Genomic DNA, 21,997 nt, shown 5'->3' with positions numbered 1-21,997 from the left:
GGATGGAGGCGGCGGGAATTGAACCCGCGTCCCGCGATGCATCCACGTGACCGTCTACGTGTGTAGTCGAACCATTTTGGTCCGCAAGCGGACCGAATTTCGCTCACCACGGCGCTGCTCGACAGGCTCCGTCGCTCGCTAGGGCGAATCAAAATCTCACCCGCCGCGTCTCACCCAAGACGGCGGGCCAGCCAAAATTAACGACGGGTTTTCAGGCGACTTTGGCGATCCCCATCAACCCGGGTTGCCTGTTCTTAGGCAGCCAGTGCAAAACTTTCGTCTGCAACTAAAAAGTTTGATCAGCTTTTTACGTGGCCAACTGATCAACCACGACACGCAGGCCGCCGCTTCTTGTCATCCGGTCGAATCCAAATCGCCCCCGGAGTGTCAACGAAGACGCGAACACTGGTAGCCTTCAGCATCGGTCGTCGGTGTCGGAAAGTCAAGGACATTCGTGTCGATGTGGCCGTCGCAACGACGTTCACCTTGCCCTGCAACGCAATCCTGGCCTGCAACGCAACAGAATCTTGGAACACCAGCCGCCCATGTCACTGCAGGTCCTTTACGAAGACAACCATTTGTTGGTGGTCAACAAGCCCGCGGAAATCGCAACGATGGGTGCGGAGGCGGGGCGTCCGACGATCCACGCGGCGGCCTGTGAGTACTTGAAAACCAAATACAACAAGCCGGGCAACGTTTTCGTGGGCATCGTCAGCCGGTTGGACACGATGACCAGCGGCGTCTTGGTGTTGGCCCGGACCAGCAAGGCGGCGTCGCGCCTGCAGGCCCAATTCGCACGCAAGGGCAACGACAGCGGACCGGGGAAGGTCTACTTGGCCGTCGTCCAGGGTGAAATCGATCCACCGACGGGACACTTGCGCGACGAAGTGTTCAAAGACGACGCGGCACGGCGGATGCGAACCGCCGGCCGCAGCGGAAATCCACCCGGGGGTTCGGCACAGTCGGCGGAACTGGAATACCAATCCATCGCCGGTGATGATCGGTGCACGTTGTTGGCCGTTCGGCTGGCGACCGGCCGCAAGCACCAGATCCGGGTTCAGTTCGCCGATCGCGGCCACCCAATTCTGGGAGACCGAAAATACGGATCGGGGCGTCCGTTTCCCGCCGGCATTTCGCTGCACAGTTGGGCTTTGGCGATCGACCACCCGACCAAGAAAGACCGGATGGCGTTTCACGCGTCACCGCCGCGGTCTTGGCGTGGCGTGCTGGCCGACTTGGGCGTTGCCGACGTCAAGGACTATTGGCCACAGGTGTCCGATGCGTTTCAATTCAACGCATGAGTCTCTTTCCCTCTAATGTCGTCGTACCGCTGCCCCGGCGGATCGTTTCCGGTGGCCAAACCGGCGTGGACCGTGCGGGTTTGGACGTGGCAATCGATCTGGGATTGGAACACGGCGGGTGGTGCCCGGCGGGTCGGTTGGCGGAAGACGGCAGGGTGCCCAACCGATACCGCATGACCGAACACCGGTCACCGATGTACCCGCCGCGGACCGAGCAAAACGTGATCGACAGCGACGCAACGTTGATTCTGTATTTGGGAAAGCTGTCGGGCGGAACGCTGTTGACCAAACGATTGGCCGACAAGCACCGTAAACCGGCGATGACCCTCAAACTGAACAGCGAATCGATGGACCGGGTGCGTCGCTGGTTGGCGGATGTCCGTCCGGAAACATTGAATGTGGCCGGGCCGAGGGAAAGTTCTTGTCCGGGCATCGAGCGGTCCGCCGCTGAATTTTTGCACCAAGTTTTTTCTGATCCGAATCGTTAACCCGCGGGAACCCTTTCGTGATGCATCACCGTTTGATCGTCGCCGCCGTTATGGCAACCGTGTTTGCGACTTTAATCACCGCACCGTCTCAGGAATCCATGGCTGAAACCTCCACGTCCAACGACATTGATCCCGCCACGCACCCGTTGCTGAAACCCTGGACCGGACCGTTCGGTGGCGTGCCACCGTTTGATGCGGTTCGCGTCGAAGAATTTCCGGCGTTGTTCGACGTGGCCATTGCCGCGGCAGAATCGGATTACGAAACGATTGCCAACAATCCCGAACCGGCGACCTTCGAAAACACGTTCATCCCAATGGAAAAGGCCGGACGGATGCTGAACCGGCTGGAGGTCGTATTCGACGTCCACTCGTCCAACTTGAACGTCGGCCCGATGCCCGATTTGGAACGCGGCATTGTTCCAAAACTGGCCGAACATTCCGACAAGATCACGCAAAACGACGCTTTGTTTCGACGCATCGAAGCGGTGTACCAGCAACTGGACGACGGCGATTTCACCGTGGCCCAGCGGCGTTTGGTCGACGACACGTACAAAACGTTCGTCCGCAAAGGCGCCAAGCTGGACGACGCCGACAAGGCCAAGCTGTCACAGATCAACAAGCGTCTGGCCCGATTGTTCACCGATTTCAGCCAGAACGTTTTGGAAGACGAAAAAGGCTATGTGACTTGGATCAGCGATGAAGCCGACCTGGACGGGCTGCCCGCCAGCATCGTGGCTGCGATGAAGAGTGCCGCGACCGAAAAAGGCAAACCCGATCAATGGGCGATCACCAACACGCGATCGTCGATGGACCCATTTTTGACTTACGCGACCAACCGCGGGCTGCGTGAAAAAGTCTGGCGGAATTATTACAGCCGCGGTGACAACGGCGACCAGTACGACAACAACGCGATCATCGCAGAGATTTTGAAACTGCGTGCGGCCCGCGCGAAATTGCTGGGCTATCCCACCCACGCGCACTGGCGATTGGAGCCGACGATGGCCAAGACGCCCGAAGCCACGATGGAATTGATGACCAAGGTTTGGCCCAAAGCGGTTGCCCGCGTTCGCGAAGAGGTGGCCGACATGCAAGCGATCGCCGACAAAGAAGATCCCGGCGTCACGATCGAACCTTGGGACTATCGCTACTATGCCGAAAAGGTCCGCAAGGCAAAGTACGACTTGGATTTCAACGAAGTCAAACCGTACCTGCAGTTGGACAAGTTGCGAGAGGCCATGATGTGGGCCGCCGGCGAATTGTATGGTTTGCAATTCAAGCCGCTGACGGGCATCCCCGTCTTTCATCCTGACGTGCGGGTTTGGGAAGTCACCGATGGCGACGGCAAACATGTCGGCCTGTGGTACTTGGATCCGTACGCCCGCGAAGGCAAACGCAGCGGTGCGTGGATGACCGACTATCGTCCGCAATCGGCGATGGGCGAAACGTTGACGCCGATCGTTTCGAACAATTCGAACTTTGTTGAAGCTCCCGAGGGCGAAGTGACGCTGATCTCATGGGATGACGCGGTGACGTTGTTCCATGAATTCGGCCACGCCCTGCACGGATTGCTGTCCGACGTGACCTATCCGTCCCAGTCGGGGACCAACGTCGCGCGGGACTATGTCGAATTTCCGTCACAGATCAACGAACACTGGTTGTCGACGCCGGAAGTCCTGAACAAATTCGCGGTGCACTTCGAGACCGGCCAGCCGTTGCCAAAGGAACTGTTGGAGAAGATCGAAAAGGCGGCCACGTTCAACCAGGGCTTTGGCACCACCGAGTATTTGGCCAGTGCGCTGGTGGACATGAAGCTGCACTTGGCCGGCGATGCTGACATCGATCCAGACAAGTTCGAACGCGAGACGTTGGCGGACTTGGGGATGCCCGACGAATTGCCCATGCGTCACCGCACGCCGCATTTCCAGCACATCTTTTCCAGCGATGCGTACTCGGCGGGCTATTACAGTTATCTGTGGTCCGACGCGTTGACCGCCGATGCGGCCGAGGTGTTCGAGGAAAAGGGCAGCTATTACGATCCCCAGTCGGCCAAGTCGCTGCACGACAACGTGTTCTCGGTGGGCGACACGATCGACCCGGCCGAAGGGTTTCGGCGGTTCCGCGGTCGCGATGTCGACACGGCGGCATTGCTTCGCAAACGCGGCTTCCCCGTCGATTGATCCGGTCGGTTATTCTGTGGCCTTGATCACGCGTTTCACTATTGCTGACCGGGTTGGATAGATGACCATCACCGCCGACGACATGCAGGCCCAGGCCGAACAATTCCGCGACCGCTATGGTGCGCTTCGCGAAATGATCGGCCGCGTGATCGTTGGACACGATGACATCGTCCACGGCGTGCTGACGGCCATGTTGTGTGGCGGGCATTGCTTGTTGGAAGGCGTGCCGGGTCTGGGCAAGACGATGCTGGTCCGCACGTTGGCCGAAGTGCTGGATTTGAATTTCAACCGCATTCAGTTCACGCCCGACTTGATGCCCGCGGACATCCTGGGCACCAACATGATCGTCGAAGACGCCGAGGGGCATCGGCGTTTCGAGTTCCAGCGCGGACCGGTGTTTACGCAGATCTTGTTAGCCGATGAGATCAATCGCGCGACGCCGAAAACACAGTCCGCGATGCTGGAAACGATGCAGGAGGGCACCGTCACCGCCGCGGGTCATCGCTTTGAACTGGATCGCCCGTTCTTTGTGCTGGCGACCCAGAACCCGATCGAACAAGAGGGCACCTATCCGTTGCCCGAAGCCCAGTTGGATCGTTTCTTGTTCAAGTTGGTCGTCGGCTACAGCAGCCGTGACGAGCTGAACACGATCGTCGACCGGACCACACGCGGCGAACGTGCCAGCGTCGAAAAGGTCATGGGCGGCGAAGAAATCTTGCAGCTGCAACAACTGATCCGCGACGTGATTCTGGCCAAGCACGTGCAGGATTATCTGGTCCGGCTGACTTTGGCCACGCATCCCGAAGGCCCGCACAGCGTCGATGCCACGAATCAGTACGTGCGTTGGGGCAGCAGTCCGCGGGGGGCACAGACGCTGGCGTTGGCTTCGAAGGTGCGGGCGCTATTGGACGGTCGCTACAACGTCAGCTTTGAAGACATCCGTCGGGTGTTTTTGCCGACGATGCGTCACCGTGTCCTGTTGAATTTCGAAGCCCAGGCCGAGGGCGTGGAAACCGACCAGGTGTTGCTGGACATCCTGGAAAAAGTGCCTGAAAAAGGCGAATGAGGCACGGTGGCAGCTTCGCAGGGTGGCCGTTCACAGGTTGGTGAGCTTGGGGGACAGGAAATCTGCAGCGGGGATCGCTGGGGGCGTTCTTTTTTGTCCAGGTGCACAATTGCGAACTTTGCACCAGAAATCGATCTTTCGGCTTTTTTCCTATTTCGATTAAAGTTCGCCGGCACGCTGTGAAACAGCACAGGTTTTTCGGCAATCCCGCAGTCAGGCATGTAGGCCGGCTGGCCGAGAAAGACCCAACGTATTGAAGACCCACGTGGCCATGGAGGAGCCTGACCATGCTGTTGGACCGCATCGATATTGACACTCATGGTCCGTTGCAGCGAGTCGAAATCGGCCCGCTTTCGGAACACCTGAACGTGTTGCTCGCACCCGCCGGTGCTGGAAAAACCGCGATCGCTCGGTTCGTCCGTGATTCGCTGGTCGACCGCGATTACCCGCTGGGAATGATGAGCAGCAGCACCGGCCGCGTTGTCTGGGCCGACCGCAACGGCATGGTTCATTGCCGTCGCGAACAAGACGGATCGCCACACGGCCGACGCACGATCGAATTCGAAACACGCGGTGAATACCCGATCCGTTTCGACAATCTGGAAGGATCGTGGGTCCGCACCACCGGCCATAACACCGACGCGCGATTGTCGCTGCGTTCGGTCGAATTGCCCGAATCGATCGTCGACGGTGTGATCACCGACACGCACCTGAGCGATGTCAGTCGCGTGGTTTCGGCTTGCGTCCGCAGCGGCTTGGATCACCCGGAAACCTATCGCGATCTGCCTTTGCACGGCGATTCCGCCTTGGCTTCACGGGGCGAATCGGGATTCCGCGGATACGCCTATCACGAACTGGGTGCGGCCGACCCGCTGGGCGGAAATTATCGACACGACCGCGAATCGGAACGGCAACGGCGACTGCGGACCGAACTGGCCGATGTGGACGCGCAAATTGCCGAACTGCGTCCCAGCGATCGGACCTGGCAATACGATTCGCTGGTTCGCCGACGCGAAGAACTTCACCGGCGTTTGGCCGTTTTGGAACGCCGCCGCATTGTGCCAGACGCGGATCCGTCACACCGTTATGCCGCGTCATCCGTATTGGATCATGATTACTGGCGTACCGCCGACCGAACCCAATGGCGGGATCGCTTGGCGAAGTTGCATGATCGCGCCGAATCGCTGCGTCATCGTCAAGCCGAACTGCGACGCTGGATCGCGGCCATCGATCGCGACGCACATCTGTATCGCCCCGACCGCCGTTTCGACGGATGGGCCGCAAGCCTGGACAACCCATTGCGGGCACGCATCAACGACGTCGACGCCCAAATTGTGCACCTGCGCCGCACATTGGTGGAAGTCCAGTCGCTTCGCACGCTGGTCGCCGACTTGACCAAACGCACCGACGCTTGGTCCACGTATCGCAACCGTCCGACGGTAGATCACTTTGCCGCCGCGCTGGACCGATACGATCGGGATGCCGGTTGGGAAGATTTTTATCGCCGCGCGTATCGTCCGCTGCACTCGATCGACGATGTCCAGTCACGGATCGCGGCGGCCACACGTCAAATCGACTGGTTGCTGAATCACTATGACGCCGAACCCGGTTTGTGGTCCGATTGGTACGCGGGAGCTCCGGTGTATCGACCTGTCGCGAGCGAACGTCCCTATTCGCAAACCAGTATCGTCGAGACCCTGCGTGCGATCCGCGCGGACTTGACCGACGCTTGGCGTTACCCGACCGGTACCGACTATCCCAATACCGATTATCGCGGCTCGGTCGAAACCTTGCGTCCGGTTCACGACCGTTCGATGGCCGAACTGGAATCCTGTTTCAATTGGTTGACCGCCGCCGTTGACCGGTTGTCGGCCCAGCGAGAATCATTGCTGCGTGAATCGGCCCACTTGGCCGAAACGTCTCGCATGGCGGAATTCGACAGCGTTTACTTCCGTCACCCCAACTGGAATCACGAACGTGGTCTTCGCAGCGAAGAACTGCAACGTGTGACCACGGAACTGGAAACTTGCCTTCGCGACGCCGCTGATTTGCGAGCCTCCTTGCGACATCTGCCCGTCGTCGATCTGCATGGCATGGGTTCGACCGTCGCCGGTCCGCACCGCGATGAATGGAAGAATCAGCGTGATTGCTTTGAGTACGAACAAATCGTTTCGGAACTGAAACAAATCGACCACCAGCTTTCCAACGGGTCACGTTGGGATTGGCTGCAACGTCGTCGCCAGCAAATTCTGCAAGAACTGGGGTCGATCGTCCGGTCAACGCCCAGCCAAACCCCGCTTGCCGATGCCGCCAGCCGTTGGTTGGTCCGGTTGTCCGGCGGACGTCTGCGTCACGTCAGCTGGAATCCGAATGCCCATCGCCACTTGGCGGATCGACGCAGCCATCATGACACCGCTCGCGTTCGTCACGAATCGGCAACGCTGAACGTTCAGATTGATGGCCGGCCGGAAAATCAGTTCGGCGACGCCGATCGTGGCTTGGCTTGCCTGGCCATCCGCATGGCGGCGGCCGACTTGCTGGCCCGCACCGGTCGGCCCGTTCCGTTGGTGGTCGAAACTTGGCCGTCCATGTTTGCCGCTGCGAATCCGGCCCAGCCGATCAATGCTACCGAAGCCCATCGTGGTTATCACGAATACGGTGACGACGGACGATGGAACCACAGCGTGACCAGCGCGTTGTTCGATTTCGTCCGCACCGGACGCCAGCTGTTGGTGCTGACCAGCGATGCCGAATTCGCCGACCAAGCTAACCGCACCGGCGCACGACAGTTCCGTCTGCACGGCCAAGCCACACTGCATCCGCATCGTCCGATGTGGAAACCACAGTATGCACCGGAGACGTACGTCGGTCCGCACCCACATACGGCACCGGTCGATGGCCCCGCGGTTCCCCGCACAGCAAACGCACCGGTCGATCAGATCAACCGTGACTTTGACGTCGCTTGGCGTGAAGCGTACGGCCAACACGATTTGCACATGCACCGCGAAGGCCGACACCGTGCGATGCCGGCCACCGACTTGGCCGCCGACGGAACCACGTACCGTGACGGATTCTATTACGGCAACACTTACACGACCGTGCAACCGACGCCGGGCGAAAGCGTTGCCAAGGCAACCACAGCCGACCAGCAGCTGGCCGATGCCGACGGCAGTCGCATGATTCGCCGCCGAAGTGCGGGCGAAGATCAAACCGACAGCCCGTTCTTTTTGACCGTGGACAGCCCGATCGACCAAGCACCGTCGATCGATGCCGTTGCCGCCGCTCGATTACGCAGCCTTGGCATCACCCACATCAATCACTTGATGCAACAAGACTCCAACCGCCTGTCCGATTCGCTGGGACTGGGCAACACCAACGCCGCGACCATCCGTCGTTGGCAGCATGAATGCCGTTTGGTTTGCCGTGTTCCTCAATTGCGTGGCTTTGACGCTCGCGTCTTGGTGGGCTGTGGCATCACCGACCCGGCACAATTGGCGGCGATCCACCCCGATCAGCTTCTGGTCCGTGTTCAAGCCTTCTTGGCCACCGAACGCGGCCAACGCATCCTGCTGTCCGGCAGCAGTTATGAACTGTCCCGCATCACCAGCTGGATCGCTTCGGCCCATCGCAGCACTTCGCTGGACGCCGACGGCTTGGTGGTCGACGGCAAGCCGGTCAGTTCACGATCCTATCGCGAGATTGAACGCGATCCGTTCGACAGCGAGCGATACGAAGACGCCCGATACGATGACGACGACTATGAATACGATCGTGATGCCGACGGCCGGTTGATCCGCCGTCGCCGCCGCCGCGTGTTGCGGCACGAATCGGAGGCCACCGATTACGAATCGCAGCGTCGCGATGGACGTCGGCGAGAATCGTCCAGCGTTTCAGCGTCGAACCGAACCAGCCGTTCGTCGCGATCGTCCAACTCCAGCCGGTCATCCAGCCGACGTAGTTCGACCAGCCGTTCATCGTCCGCCGGCACGCGTTCGCATCGCAGCCGTGACGGCGAACGAACACGCCGCAGCACCCGACGCACCAGCGACCGCGATGTCGTCCGAATCAGCGACGGCGGCGATCACGATACCAACCGACGCACCTACGAATCGGAATACGATCGTGACGGCTACGGCCGCAACGGCGACGGCAAATCCAACGGATCCGGCAGCGGCGAAGCATCCAGCCAACGTGGATCGTCCTCCCGCAGTTCATCGTCCAGTAGCTCGTCGTCACGATCGTCGACGTCCAGCAATTCGTCGTCGCGTGAATCATCCACCAGCAGCGAAAAGACCCTGCGTTTCTACCTGCAACGCAGCGACGATGTCGTCGACGCTCCGTCGATCGGCCCCCGTATGGCGGAACGATTGAACGCGATCGGTATCTACACGGTCGACGACCTGTTGATTTCCGATCCTGCCAAGGTGGCCGAACAATTGGATCACCGACGCGTCGAAGCGGAAACCGTTCTGGCTTGGCAACAGCAAGCGACCTTCGTTTGCCGCGTGCCGATGCTCCGCGGTCACGACGCCCAGTTGTTGGTGTTGGCGGAAATCACCAGCCCCGAAGATTTGGTCGCATGGGATCCCGCCGAACTGTTGGCGATCGTTGACCCGATCGCTCGTGGCGGCGAAGGCCAACGTATCCTTCGCGGCGGATCGCTGCCCGATTTGGAAGAAGTCACCGGTTGGGTCGAATACGCACGCCAAAACCGTGAACTGAAAGCGGCCTAGCCGACAACGGTCACACCGGCCGCATGCTAGATCATTGACCGAGACAACCAATGCGTTGCTCGGTCGCCGATCAAACGTGAACTTCCGCGGCGTTTCGGACACTGCGAAAGATCAACAAAAATACTCGTACAAGTATCTCTGGCGATCGCTCGGATCGGTCGCCGCGAATTTGACCAGCTCATACAACCGTTGCTGGTCACGCGTCTTCTTTTGCCCCAGTGCCGCATCGTCATCAAACGGTGCTGGCAAGTGATCGGTCGTCAGATCGAAACATTCCGGCGGTCGTGGGCCTGCCAGCACACCGGCTCTTTCCAACATCGCCATCGCCGTGTCCAAGCGATGGTCGTGACGGCTGATGCGTTGCAATTGATCGCTCAGCCATTGCAGCCCATACGCCAGGCACTGTTCCCGTTTGGATTGCAGAGCATCAAACAAGCGTCCGTAGAACGCTGCATCAGGGTTGGACCATTCGATGAACTGCATCTGAGTCATCAAATCCGCTTGGTCGTACAGCCAAACACAACGACTGGGCTTTCCGTCGCGCCCGGCACGACCGATTTCCTGGTAATACGATTCGATCGATCCCGGCGTTTCCGCATGGATCACCATGCGAATGTCCGACTTGTCGATGCCCATCCCGAACGCGGGCGTGGCCAAAACCAAATCGGCATGGCCCGACATGAATTCATCTTGGATGCGTCGACGTGCCTGTCGCGGCAGATCCCCGTGATAACAAACGTGATCGACGCCGCGGCTCAGCAACTGATCGCTGAAACGCTGCAGTGTTTTGATCAATGAGAAGTACAGAATCGTGCTGCCCGTCTTGGCCATCGCTGAATGCAACAGATCGTGCAAGTGTTCCAGTTTTTCCGCTTCGTCGTAAACATGTTGGACGTCCAACTGCAAATTCGGCCGATCGATCCCTTCATGAAACAGACCAACATCGGCCGCATCAATGCCTAGCTGGCGATAGATGTCATCACGACATTCCGCCGTCGCGGTCGCCGTCACCGCGATCGTGACCGGATCTCCCACGACCGACCGGATCTCCGCCATGCGAGAATAATCGGGTCGAAAATCATGGCCCCACTGGCTGACGCAATGGGCTTCATCCACGACAAACAACTGAACCTTACGTTTGGCCAAAGCCTCACGAAACTCAGGTTTTCGAAAACGCTCGGGGGTCACATACAGCAGCGCATATCGCCCTTCGGCAACCTCACGATAACGCTGATTTCTTACATTCGCGTCGAGAGATGAATTGATAAACGTCGCATCAACGCCCTTATGACACAGCGAGTCTACCTGATCCTGCATCAACGCAATCAAGGGCGACAGAACCAACGTCAAATCCGCCGGATCGCGACGAAGCAAGATGCCAGGAATCTGGTAACACAGTGACTTCCCCATGCCGGTCGGCATCACCACCATCGCATGGTGACCGGACATCACGTGATCAATGACCTGTGACTGGCTGGTTCGAAAATTGGCGTGACCATAAACGTCACGCAAAACATCCAGCGGACTCACTTGACGCGAAACGTCGCCACCAAGGGATGATGATCGCTGATGTCGCGCTCGTCATCCTTCATCGTCCAGTATCCGTCCCAGTGTTCGTTTTGGGTGTCCAAGTCACCGCGAATGTTCACGTCACTGCGGACGGTGATTTCGTCGAACACCAAATCGGGGACTCCAGGCTCGTCCTCGATCAACGAAGGCGTGACCAAGATGCGATCAAACTGTTTGCCGGGTAACAAATGAGTACGTCGACCGGATGCGGGCAACCGATCGTGCAGATCAATCAAGTCGTCGTCTTTGGTCGCCGTGTCCCATCCGCAAAGTGCCGCGACGTCACTTTCGGGTCGCGTCTGACTGCCGTCTTCTTCGGTATTCATATCACCCAGCACGATCACATGTTCGCCCGCGGCGACACGATCGGCGATCCACAGATGAGCCAATCTGGCTTGACGAATTCGCAGGTCTTCCGCCTCCGCCCTGGCCCTCAGGTGCAATATCAAGATGTGGACTTGTTCGGTCGTATCGCCAACCGGCACCTCCACGGTCGCCAACAGGTGTTTGCTGAGGTTGTAAAACCGCTCGGTCGCACGCATTGATTTCGATTGATGAAGCTGGCTTGCCGCAACAACGTCCGCGGATTCGTGACACAGCAAACCGACGTCTTGTTCAGTGTAGTGATCCGTACCATCGATCTGATATTCGCGATACTTTTCACGATGGTTTCGATCCAACGCACGCGTCAGGTACCACAGCACACGTCGGTTTTCCACTTCTTGCAAGGCCACAACGGTCGGCCGCACTTCCGCGATCGCTTCGGCCACCGCATCACGTTTCCATTCCCAGCGGTCCCGATCCGGTGCAGACTGTTTCTTGGACAGGTCACTGTGGTTGTCACCACGGTATTCGTCATAGAACCATTCCACATTCCACGTCATCACACTCAGTGCGGCATCACTTTCGTCGGCCGATGACGGTGAACCGGCCAGTGCCAGCACGGCGGCGATTCCGCAAGCCAGCCACAACCGTGGACCGGTGGCGGCGTTTGTGAACACATCAAGGTTCGTCTTCATCAATTCAAATCTTCGTCGTAGCACGATGGCGGGGAAGTGGCGTCGCAGGCAAGTCGGCCTGATCCGCCCCGCTACTTTGCTTGATCAACGTCGTCGCGTCTAGCCAGCCGAAACCGCTGTTCAGCGCAGCCCACAAAGACGCATCAGCCCGACGGCCGCCAGTCCCCCCAGCCCCATGCACAGCGATTGAGCCGTGTAGGTTCGCAGCAACACCGCGGGGGGCGCTTCATGCAGACGATTCAATAGCCAAAAGAAGCTTGAATTGACGTGAAAAACGCAAAACGCACCGCTGCCGATCAACGCAGCCGCCATTTCCGGCGACACACCGATCGAAGCAGCAAGCGGTGCCACGACGCCCGCCGTGGTGACCATCGAAACGGTGATCGACCCCGTAGCGGTAGTGAAAATCGCCGCCAGAAAAAACGGCAACAGCCAGCCCAACGTCCCCAACATGGGTGCCGCTTGTGCGATCCATTCGGTCACCCCCGCATTCTTGATGACGTGACCGAACGCGCCGCCGGCCCCGGTGATCATGATGACCGCCGCCGATTTTTCGATGCCTCGCTCCGTCGCCGCCGCCAACCGGGCCATCGAAAAGTCCCGACCGTACTGCAGCATCGCCAGGGCCACGCCGATCGTCAGTGCCACCAAGGGAAGACCCAAAAATTCAAAGGCTCGAACCGTCCATACCGACAAGAACGCACTACGGGATGCATCATCCGATACGGGTAAGAATGATCGCACCGATATCAAAATCAAAGGCACGACGATGGGCAGCAAAGCCGACCAAGGGATGGATGTATCGACGTCCTGATCATCGACGTCCCGAACATGATCTTGCGGATCGTCGCTTGTCCCGCTTGAAAAACTCTGGGCATCGTCGGCCGATCGCGCGTCACCGCCGGATGGATCCGATGCCAGGCTGACACGTCCCGCCACTGTTGCCGCCCACCACACACCCGCGGACATCGCACAAAACGCCACGACCGCGTTGATCACGATCACACGGCCCAGCGACGCATCCAAGATCCCGGCCACCGCCACCGGCCCCGGCGTCGGGGGCATCAGCGCGTGCGTCGCCGTCAAACCGGCCGCCAATGACAATCCCACCGACAACACCGATCGACCGCTGCGTCGGGCCACCGCCGTCGTCACGGTGCACATCATGATGTAAGCGATATCCACAAACACGGGAATCGAAACGATGTACCCCGTGATGCCCATGGCCGGGCACACATGCTTGGGACCGGCGATGCGAACCGCCGCAGCCGCGATTCGCTGTGCACCGCCCGTTTCGCTAGTGATTTCACCGATGATCGCACCGAACACCATCACCACCGCGATCCACTTCAGCGTGTCGGCAAACCCTTGCATCAACAGATCGACCGTCACCGCCGCGCCGACGCCGCAAAGACAGCCCAATGCCAAACCGGCCATCAGCAACGCGATCAATGGATGCACTTTGTATCGGCCGACCGCCAACAACAAAGCGGCAACGACGATCAACAGATAGATCAACGGCATTTTAAGTTCAGCAACACGGATGGATCATTTGACACAGGCCCCACGTTGTCTTCCGGTGTCAAGCATTTTCACATACGAAAGCCACGCGGCTTTTCGACGCACAATCGAGTGGAAAGCGAGCGCAATTTCAACACTGTTTTGCGCAAATGTTCAATGCCTCCTGTGCTAACGTGATCCCACACAAGGTTGATCTCACCACTCAAGCTGTCGATGCATCATGTTTTGTCTTCCCCAAATCCGATCGTTCCTTCATTACGGCAATCGAATCGTCGCCACACTTGGCATCCTCTGTTGCATTGCTGGAATCGCATCGGCACAAACACGGATCAAGGTCAACGTTCATGCGGATCAACCCACCGTGGAAATCAGTCCGCATCTTTATGGTCTGTTTTTCGAAGACATCAATGACGCCGCCGACGGCGGGCTTTACGCGGAGCTGATTCAAAACCGCTCATTCGAATATTTTTCGCTCAAAGACACGCATCCACGTACCGAATTTCATCCGCTTTATGCTTGGCAAATCGCATCGTCGCCCAAGAATCACGACGGCTTCGTTGATGCGACCATGCAAGTCCACAACGAGTCGCCGCTGAATTCCAACAACACGCATTATGTCAGCGTGACGGCGGACCAGCCGGGCACCTTTGGAACTCAAAACCTGGGCTTTGACGGCATACGAATCGACCAGTCCGCCAAGTACGACGTGTCGTTGTACGCTCGCGTTGACGACTGGCAGGGTGCCGCTCCGTTGACCGTGCGTCTGCTTTCGCCCGATGGCGATGTTTGTGGAACGTTGGAACTGCCAAGACCGGGCAGCACCTGGCAAAAATTCGACGGCGTGCTGACCGCCAATGAAACGCGAGATGACGCACGACTGCAGATCACGACCAACGGCCGGGGCACGCTTGACCTGGACATGGTGTCGCTGTTCCCCCAGCAAACCTTCAACGGTCGCAAGAATGGGCTGCGCAAAGACTTGGTCGAAGCCTTGCGTGACTTGAACCCCCAATTTTTGCGTTTCCCCGGAGGCTGCATCACTCACGGTTGGGGCTTGGACAATCGGTACCGCTGGAAAGACAGCGTGGGTGACGTCGCACAACGTAAACCCAACTGGAACCTCTGGGGTTATCACCAGACGTATGGCCTGGGCTACTTTGAATACTTCCAACTGTGCGAAGACTTGGACATGGAACCGTTGCCGGTGGTTCCCATCGGCGTTGGCTGTGGTTTTCGGTGCACGGAGTTTGTACCGATGGATGAATTGGGGCCTCACGTTCAGGACGCGTTGGACCTGATTGAGTTTGCCAATGGACCGGCCGATAGCACTTGGGGATCGGTGCGTGCCGACATGGGCCACCCCGAACCGTTCGGTTTGGAATTCGTTTGCCTGGGCAACGAAGAACACGACACGCCGGACATGCGGCAAAGATTCCCGGTCTTTGCCGAAGCGATACGAAAGGCGTATCCCGAGATCAAAATCATCGGCACGTCAGGACTGGGCACGGGCATTCCTATCTACGACTTGATGACGAAAGAAAAAGTCTACAGTTCCGACGAACACTACTACATGAGCCCACGTTGGTTCTTTGACAACGTGAATCGGTTCGATTCATTTGACCGCGATAAACCGCTGATCTTTGTCGGTGAATACGCCGCGCACGACACCGATCGCAAGAACACGCTGTATTCCGCGTTGTCCGAAGCCGCGTTTTTGACGGGCATCGAACGCAACGCCGACCTGGTCGACATGACCTGTTACGCGCCGCTGTTTGGCCGCAAAGGACACATGCAATGGCGTCCCGACATGATCTATTTCGACGATCGAAACGTCGTGCGGACGACCAACTACTACGTCCAACAATTGTTCAGCCGGCTCAAGGGCGATGTCTACCTTGCGAACAGCATCGATGTGGTCGCCAAGTCGCCGGCACCCTTGTTTAACGGCTACGTCGGAATCGGCACATGGAACACGACGATCGAATTGGGCGAAGCGGCGGTCAACGGCCGACCGCTTGACCTTGCCCACTGGAAAACGACATCAGGAAAGTTCGAACACGACAACGGTCATCTGGCGCAGACCGACATGAAGGAAACTCCCGCATTGGCGATCAGTCACGAGAGCTTCTCCGGTGAAAAGATCGTCTTCACAGCGCGGGTCAAGAAAACGGGCGGCAAAGAAGGGTTCCTGCTTCGATTCGCCTCCGACGCCAATGGCAAAGGCGGCTATTGGTGGAACGTCGGCGGTTGGAACAATCGCCAGCATGGCATCGAATCGTTCGACGGCGACCAAAGCAGCACGATCGCCAAAGTCGACGGAGGCATCGAATCCGACCAATGGTACGACTTGAAGATCGAAATGAATGGCGACACCGTTCGCTGTTTCATCAACGGCGACCTGAAGCAACAGGTGCAACTTGGATCGCTGGACGTCTCCATCTCGTCGACGTACGACCGCGACGCTGGCGAAATCATCCTGAAGCTGGTCAACCCGACGGCCGCCGAAGTCGATGCCCAGATCGAATTCAGCGGCGTCCAAGCCATGGCATCGTCGGCGTCGGTGGTCACCCTGGCGGGCACCAAAGACGCCGTCAATATGTTCGAGTCGCCCGAGACGGTGAAGCCGGTGGCGTCAAAGATCGCGGCAGGGACAGAGTTTCAACACACCATCCCGCCGTACGCCGTCCAGGCGATCCGGATCAAATCCGAAAGAACGAACTGAAACCGGTCCTGAATCCGGATGGATGCAGCGCGAACGACAAAACTTGACGGAACATGTTCAACATCGTGTCCAGAATCATTCGCGTGAACATGGAACCGAACCCGAATCTTTCAGACCTCGCGCCCGTATCGGATCCACGATCGTCCATCCATTGATCGAATTCGTCAAAGCTGATCGTGGCATCCAGATCGGCATCCGCGGCCGACAATCGACGCCACTGTCGGCGGCTCAGTTCATCTTCGGTCAGCGTACCGTCGCCATCGCTGTCCAGGGTGTCAAAGCGGTTTTGACGAAGCATCGCCACCAAGCTGCTGATCTCTTCGCTCGATAGAACCGTGTCGCCATCGGCATCGGCCTGTGCGTCAAACAGATGCGTCCACAATCGCGTGGGGACTTCGCTTTCCGCCAAGAAACCATCACCGTCGGCGTCATAAGTTTCGAACAGCGTGTCGGTGTTGATGCGTGTCAGACGATTGATCGCCGCATCACTTAACGCGGAAGGAAGATCGTCCGCGTCCGTTTCGTCGTCATCGGCCATGTCGTCGCCCGCATCCGTGTTACCGTCGTCCGGCGTGTCGCTTTCATCCGTGCCATCGGTTTCGTCACCGTCGGTTTCATCACCATCGGTTTCGTCACCATCGGTTTCGTCGTCGTCAGCCTGGTCATCGCCGTCGTTTGCCGGCGTGTCGTCGGTTCCCGAATCCCCATCCGACTCATCGTCGGTTCCCGAATCCACGTCCGACTCATCGTCGGTTTCGTCATCGGCCGGGTCCGTGGGATCGATCAGGCCGCCATGATCGATGATGACATCGGGGTCTTCGTCGACATCGGGATCGGTGACGTCATCTTCGGACGGTGTCTCGGTCACTGCCGGGGCATACAGTTGCAAGATTTCGTCGATGTCCGAATCGCCCAGTTCCGTGAACGCTTGAGCCGGTGAAACGGATTCCGACAGCACGGCGCCGAAATCATCCGAGTGTTCGAGCCCCAACGAATGACCGATCTCATGAACCGCGACCCAGACCAGATCGAAGGCGGCATTGCCTTGCTCATTTCCGATCTCCCAGTTCTCCGCGATGTCGAACTGAATGTCGCCTGCGATGCGTGGCGGATTCACGTCATCCGGAAAGTAGGCTTGAGCCAATGTGCCGCCGTTTCCATCGATCGCGGCAAACGAGATATCAATCGAATCACGCAGGCCCGCGGTTGATGTCGGCGTGAACGTCACATCGACGACCGACGCCCAAGCATCCAAAGCCGTCTCCAATGCCTGTACGGTCTCCGCCGCCGACAGCCCCGGTGCGACCCCTTCGATGTAGTAACTCAGTTCTGCCGATCCTTGCCCGGGTCCGTCCCAACCCATGCTGGCCGCCAGCAACCGCCGGGACTCCAGCGACTCGGCCATCAGACGTCGGCGGCGTGTCTTCTGTTTCATTCGTGACTTGCGTGTCCATCGTGACTGACGTGTCAACATGAATTTGAAATCCTTCACGGGGGGAAAGCTCCAAACAGCGATCCGAAACAAACGGATCTCTGCATGGCCCCGATAGGACGAATCACCGGACCGGTGTCACACCGACAATCGGACGAATTCTTGACATTCCTGTTTCACCGCAACACGAGTCGTCCAGACCCGGCGGAATTCAAATTCAACCCGTTGATGTTGCACGCAAAACAGATCGTCCAGCCGCCGCGTCCGACGATCGTGCGATGCGTGATCAGTGACGAATGGACAGGTACCGCGAAGAGTGGCTCGGAGTTGCCAGCGTGTGGATGATTCCGCGTCGAAAAGGTATTCTGCGGAAACAAACGAATCCGCTGAACTTCCCCAACGTCATCGGCATTGCCGGACCACCATGATTTCCAAGACTGCCGAATACGCCTTGCGTGCCGTGGCCAGCATGGCCGGATGCGGGGCACCCGTTTCGGCGGACAACTTGGCGAAACAGACCAAGGTGCCACGGCGTTATCTGACCCGCGTGCTGCAAGACTTGGTGGCTCACGAATTGGTCCGGTCGCGGCCCGGTCCCGGTGGCGGTTACGAATTGACTCGGCCGACCGATCAATTGACGATTCTGGACGTCATCAACATCGTCGACCCGATCGAACGAATCCGTCGTTGTCCGCTGGGACTGGCCACGCATCATGAGTTGTGTCCGTTGCATGCGGAACTGGACAAGGCATACGCCGAAACGGAGGCCGCGTTCAGCCGTGTGACGATCGCAGCGCTGTTGGAATCGACCAGTCCGATTGTGCCGCTGTGCGAATCGCCCCAGTAGCCATCGTCTTAAGCGACCTCCGCGATCAAACAATCCCCTGCCGAGCAGTCCGCTAGACTGTGGCCACCGGATGATCGCCGTTACGGTGATCTTACGCACCGCCTGCTTTACAGGGAACATTCTGTCGATGCGATGCCACCCACAACTGTTGCTACTGCTGGTTGCCACGCTGCTTTCCTTCGTCACGCATCCGGCTCTTGCCCAGCGCACACCCCCGTCCCAGTGGAGATGGGTCGACACCAACATCGCCGACGACTGCCAGCACCACACGCTTTACAGCGAAGCATCGGGGCGCGACATCGGGTTCAGCGTCTACCTGCCGCCGGGTTATGAAACATCGAACCAGCGTTATCCGGTCGTGTATTACCTGCACGGAGCCGGGGGCAGCGAATCGTCGTCGCGTGAATTCGCATGGGCGGTCAAGCAGGCGATTGCCGACAAAGCCATCCAGCCCGTGATCTATGTCTTTCCCAACGGTGGCCAGCGCAGCGGATATCGCGACTGGGGCGACGGCACCGTCATGACCGAATCATGGATCATCCAAGAATTGATCCCTCACATCGATTCAACCTTTCGCACGATCGCCAGCCGTGACGGTCGCGCGCTGTGCGGCTGGTCCATGGGCGGCGGCGGGTCCCTTCGGTTCGCCATGAAATATCCGAATCTGTTTTGTGCGGCGGCGACGATGAGCGCGGCTTTGGGGATGCCAGGAGAAGACGCCAACGATTCGGCGGCGGCGAACCTGCGTCGCAACATCGACGAAATCCGCGACCGCGTTGGTATCTGGATGGTCGTCGGCGAAACGGACTTCTTGAAGCCGGGCAATGAAGCCTTTGCAGAAGCCCTCACCACACTGGACGTGGATCACTCACTGACGATCCTTCCCCAGACCGGTCATAACTTGGGCCAGATGTCCGCCAAGTTTCATCGCGACATCGTGATGATGCTTGACACGCACCTCGCGGAACCACAAGCGGTTGCACCGGAGTCCGATTCGATCCGTTTGATCCAAGACGAATCTTATCGCCCCGATACGGCCGACCCATACGCACGCCGTCGATGCAAGTTGGACTGGTACCTGCCGACCGATACTGCGGCCACCGCAACGCTGGTCTGGTTCCACGGTGGTTCGATCCGCAGCGGCGACAAAGCCGGCGATATTGCCGTGAACTTGGCGCGACGATTTTGCCGTGACGGCTTCGCCGTGGTGTCGGTCAACTATCGGCTGTCACCCAAAGTCAACTATCCGGTCTATCTGGACGATGCCGCCGCCGCGGTGGCTCACGTCATTGGCCGAGTCCGCGAGTATGTCGGCGAGCAATCCAAGGTGTATGTGTCCGGACATTCCGCCGGCGGATACTTGGCCGCGATGGTCGGCGTGCACCCCGATGCGTTGGCCAAACATGGCTGCGGCACGGATTTGTTGGCGGGCGTGATTCCGGTGTCCGGCCAAATGATCACGCATTCGACCGTCAGGGCCGAACGCGGGATCGACCGTTCACGTCCGGTGATCGACGCCGCCGCGCCGGCCTATCACGTCGACGATTCAGCACCGCCATTTTTGTGCATCGTCGGCGACGACGACTTGCCCGCTCGATCGGCGGAGAATCACTACTTCGTGGCCGCGATGAAAGCCGCCGGCCACGCCCACATCCGCTTCGTCGAAGTGCCCGGACGCAACCATTCCACGATCGCCAACCAAATGGGCCAACCCGACGACGCGGTCGCGCGCCTGATCACCCGCTTCATGACCGGCAAGTAGGACAACACACGGGTCATTCGGTTGACGGGGCTGATGACGCGGCGGTTACGGCGTTGGCTTGCTCGATCCGTTGTCGCTGTGCCTTGTTTAGCCCTTGGCTGAAATAGACATCCGGTTTGAACCAAATCTTGTTGCCACGCATCCAAGGATCGTCGACATCCAGGCTGAGGTCACAGTCGAACCGGGCCAGAATCGAATGGCGTTTGCCTGCCGTGCCGGCGTTAATAAAATGGCACAGCCCCCACGTGATGCCGCGTCCGTCATCGGTGTCGGTGAACGCGTCGGGGGTGAACGGCGCACAGGCGACCGGCGGCATGTCCACGACCGACGCAATTTCGAAATTGATGCCGTCGGGCGACCACTGCATCGTGCTGCGTTCGTTGCCGTCTTTGATGCTGAGCGCAGCCACACCGTCTTTGAACGGAAAGTAAGTCGTTTCGTGCCCGGAGTGCAGCACGGGATTCAGCGGACAACGCTGAAACGGTCCCAGCGGATCGTCCGACGTGACCAAGCCATGACCCACCGCATACCTTTTCCGTTCATCGGGCCACTTGTTGAACGCCGCCTTGTAATAGATGTGAATCTTGCCGCGATAAACAATCGGCATCGGATCGTGCACCGCGTCTTGGTCCCACGTTCCTTTGGGACCGGTCGGCACAACGTTCTGATGGGTATGCGTCCAAGGCCCATCGGGTGAATCTGCGTGCGACACCGATACCGCACACCAATCGCCTTTCAGTCCGCTCGGTTCAATGAAGGCTTGATAGTAAAGGTAATACCGGCCTTTCCAAACCAGGATGTCCGGCGTTGCCACGCTGCGCCATCCCGGTTGTGGTTTGGGAGGTCGTGGCACGGCGACGGCTTGTTCTTCCCAAGTGAAACCATCCACGCTGGTCGCGTGCCAAATTTCACACAGGTCCCAATCGGTCGACGGGATCTCGTCAGTCGCCTGACCCGCGTTGGCCGCACCGATCGGCGGAACGATGGTGTCACGTTTGGTGTACCAGATGTGGTACTTGCCATCGGCCACAATCGGACGCGACGGATCACGACGCGTGACCGTGCCATCGCCGTCGTGATAATCCAAGCCCTGCAGCGGCGTGTATTTGAATTGCGTGTACAGTGGATTGTCCTGCAGCAACGGTGCCGGATACTCGTACAACCGCTGCGAAGCGGTGCTTAGCGGGATGTCCGGTTTCGTGCTGGGCATCTTGTGCGGAAACGCTTGAGATTGCCCCATGCAGGGCGAATTCGACCAGCACAACGACAACGCGCCGAACATCCAGCACGCGAAAGACAAACGAAACAACATGGTGGGACGCCTGGGTGGGGAAGGGAGATCAAAAAGGCGAATCAGGGG

Annotated in this window: 13 protein-coding genes and 1 other RNA gene; 8 read left to right on the top strand and 6 right to left on the bottom strand. The window is 58.7% G+C overall.

The window, feature by feature from the left end; all coding sequences use genetic code 11:
* Nucleotides 1-381: a transfer-messenger RNA gene (gene ssrA, locus Mal65_RS08960) on the bottom strand.
* Between the two features lie 164 nt (nt 382-545).
* On the opposite strand from ssrA, the gene Mal65_RS08955 reads away from it, so the two are divergent.
* The 5 genes from Mal65_RS08955 (at nt 546) to Mal65_RS08935 (ending at nt 9,765) form a co-directional block, all read left to right on the top strand.
* A complete protein-coding gene (locus Mal65_RS08955; RefSeq protein ID WP_145296212.1) occupies nt 546-1,301 on the top strand; it encodes an RluA family pseudouridine synthase in 756 nt (251 codons plus the stop codon).
* The gene (locus Mal65_RS08950) at nt 1,298-1,789 is read left to right on the top strand and encodes a putative molybdenum carrier protein (protein ID WP_145296209.1); all 492 of its coding nucleotides are present in this window, start codon (nt 1,298-1,300) and stop codon (nt 1,787-1,789) included. The genes Mal65_RS08955 and Mal65_RS08950 overlap by 4 nt, the downstream gene beginning before the upstream one ends.
* 20 nt (nt 1,790-1,809) lie before the next feature.
* The gene (locus Mal65_RS08945) at nt 1,810-3,966 is read left to right on the top strand and encodes a M3 family metallopeptidase (protein ID WP_145296207.1); all 2,157 of its coding nucleotides are present in this window, start codon (nt 1,810-1,812) and stop codon (nt 3,964-3,966) included.
* Between the two features lie 61 nt (nt 3,967-4,027).
* Nucleotides 4,028-5,032 (top strand): AAA family ATPase, encoded by a 1,005-nt coding sequence (locus tag Mal65_RS08940; protein ID WP_145296204.1) that lies wholly within the window; start codon nt 4,028-4,030, stop codon nt 5,030-5,032.
* A gap of 287 nt (nt 5,033-5,319) precedes the next feature.
* Nucleotides 5,320-9,765, top strand: a complete 4,446-nt coding sequence (locus tag Mal65_RS08935; RefSeq protein WP_145296201.1) for a DUF4332 domain-containing protein — start codon at nt 5,320-5,322, stop codon at nt 9,763-9,765.
* 111 nt (nt 9,766-9,876) lie between these two features.
* On the opposite strand, the gene Mal65_RS08930 is transcribed toward Mal65_RS08935, so the two are convergent.
* The 3 genes from Mal65_RS08930 to Mal65_RS08920 all read right to left on the bottom strand — a co-directional run bounded on the left by Mal65_RS08930 (nt 9,877) and on the right by Mal65_RS08920 (nt 13,877).
* Nucleotides 9,877-11,295, bottom strand: coding sequence for a RecQ family ATP-dependent DNA helicase (locus tag Mal65_RS08930; RefSeq protein ID WP_145296199.1), 1,419 nt, complete (start codon nt 11,293-11,295; stop codon nt 9,877-9,879).
* Complete coding sequence (locus tag Mal65_RS08925) at nt 11,292-12,353, bottom strand: endonuclease/exonuclease/phosphatase family protein (protein ID WP_196784706.1); 1,062 nt, start codon at nt 12,351-12,353, stop codon at nt 11,292-11,294. Before Mal65_RS08925 ends, Mal65_RS08930 begins: the two co-directional genes overlap by 4 nt.
* 120 nt (nt 12,354-12,473) lie before the next feature.
* Nucleotides 12,474-13,877: a GntP family permease gene (locus Mal65_RS08920; RefSeq protein WP_145296196.1), complete on the bottom strand. Its 1,404-nt coding sequence runs from the start codon at nt 13,875-13,877 to the stop codon at nt 12,474-12,476.
* 217 nt (nt 13,878-14,094) lie between these two features.
* Here Mal65_RS08920 and Mal65_RS08915 point away from each other — a divergent pair, with 217 nt between their 5' ends.
* Nucleotides 14,095-16,596, top strand: coding sequence for an alpha-L-arabinofuranosidase family protein (locus tag Mal65_RS08915; protein ID WP_145296193.1), 2,502 nt, complete (start codon nt 14,095-14,097; stop codon nt 16,594-16,596).
* On the opposite strand, the gene Mal65_RS08910 is transcribed toward Mal65_RS08915, so the two are convergent.
* A complete protein-coding gene (locus tag Mal65_RS08910; protein ID WP_165701161.1) occupies nt 16,574-18,088 on the bottom strand; it encodes a matrixin family metalloprotease in 1,515 nt (504 codons plus the stop codon). The genes Mal65_RS08915 and Mal65_RS08910 overlap by 23 nt on opposite strands.
* 364 nt (nt 18,089-18,452) lie before the next feature.
* On the opposite strand from Mal65_RS08910, the gene Mal65_RS08905 reads away from it, so the two are divergent.
* Complete coding sequence (locus tag Mal65_RS08905; protein WP_145296187.1) at nt 18,453-18,875, top strand: RrF2 family transcriptional regulator; 423 nt, start codon at nt 18,453-18,455, stop codon at nt 18,873-18,875.
* A gap of 127 nt (nt 18,876-19,002) precedes the next feature.
* Nucleotides 19,003-20,637: an alpha/beta hydrolase gene (locus Mal65_RS08900; protein ID WP_165701160.1), complete on the top strand. Its 1,635-nt coding sequence runs from the start codon at nt 19,003-19,005 to the stop codon at nt 20,635-20,637.
* Nucleotides 20,638-20,650: 13 nt separating this feature from the next.
* Here Mal65_RS08900 and Mal65_RS08895 read toward each other — a convergent pair whose 3' ends face one another.
* Nucleotides 20,651-21,919, bottom strand: coding sequence for a glycoside hydrolase family 117 protein (locus Mal65_RS08895; protein WP_145304794.1), 1,269 nt, complete (start codon nt 21,917-21,919; stop codon nt 20,651-20,653).
* Between the last annotated feature and the right edge of the window lie 78 nt (nt 21,920-21,997).

The sequence above is a fragment of the Crateriforma conspicua genome (assembly GCF_007752935.1).
In the GTDB taxonomy this organism is placed as follows: domain Bacteria; phylum Planctomycetota; class Planctomycetia; order Pirellulales; family Pirellulaceae; genus Crateriforma; species Crateriforma conspicua.
Note: the sequence above shows the minus strand (reverse complement) of the source record. Positions and strands in the feature narration are given on the sequence as shown.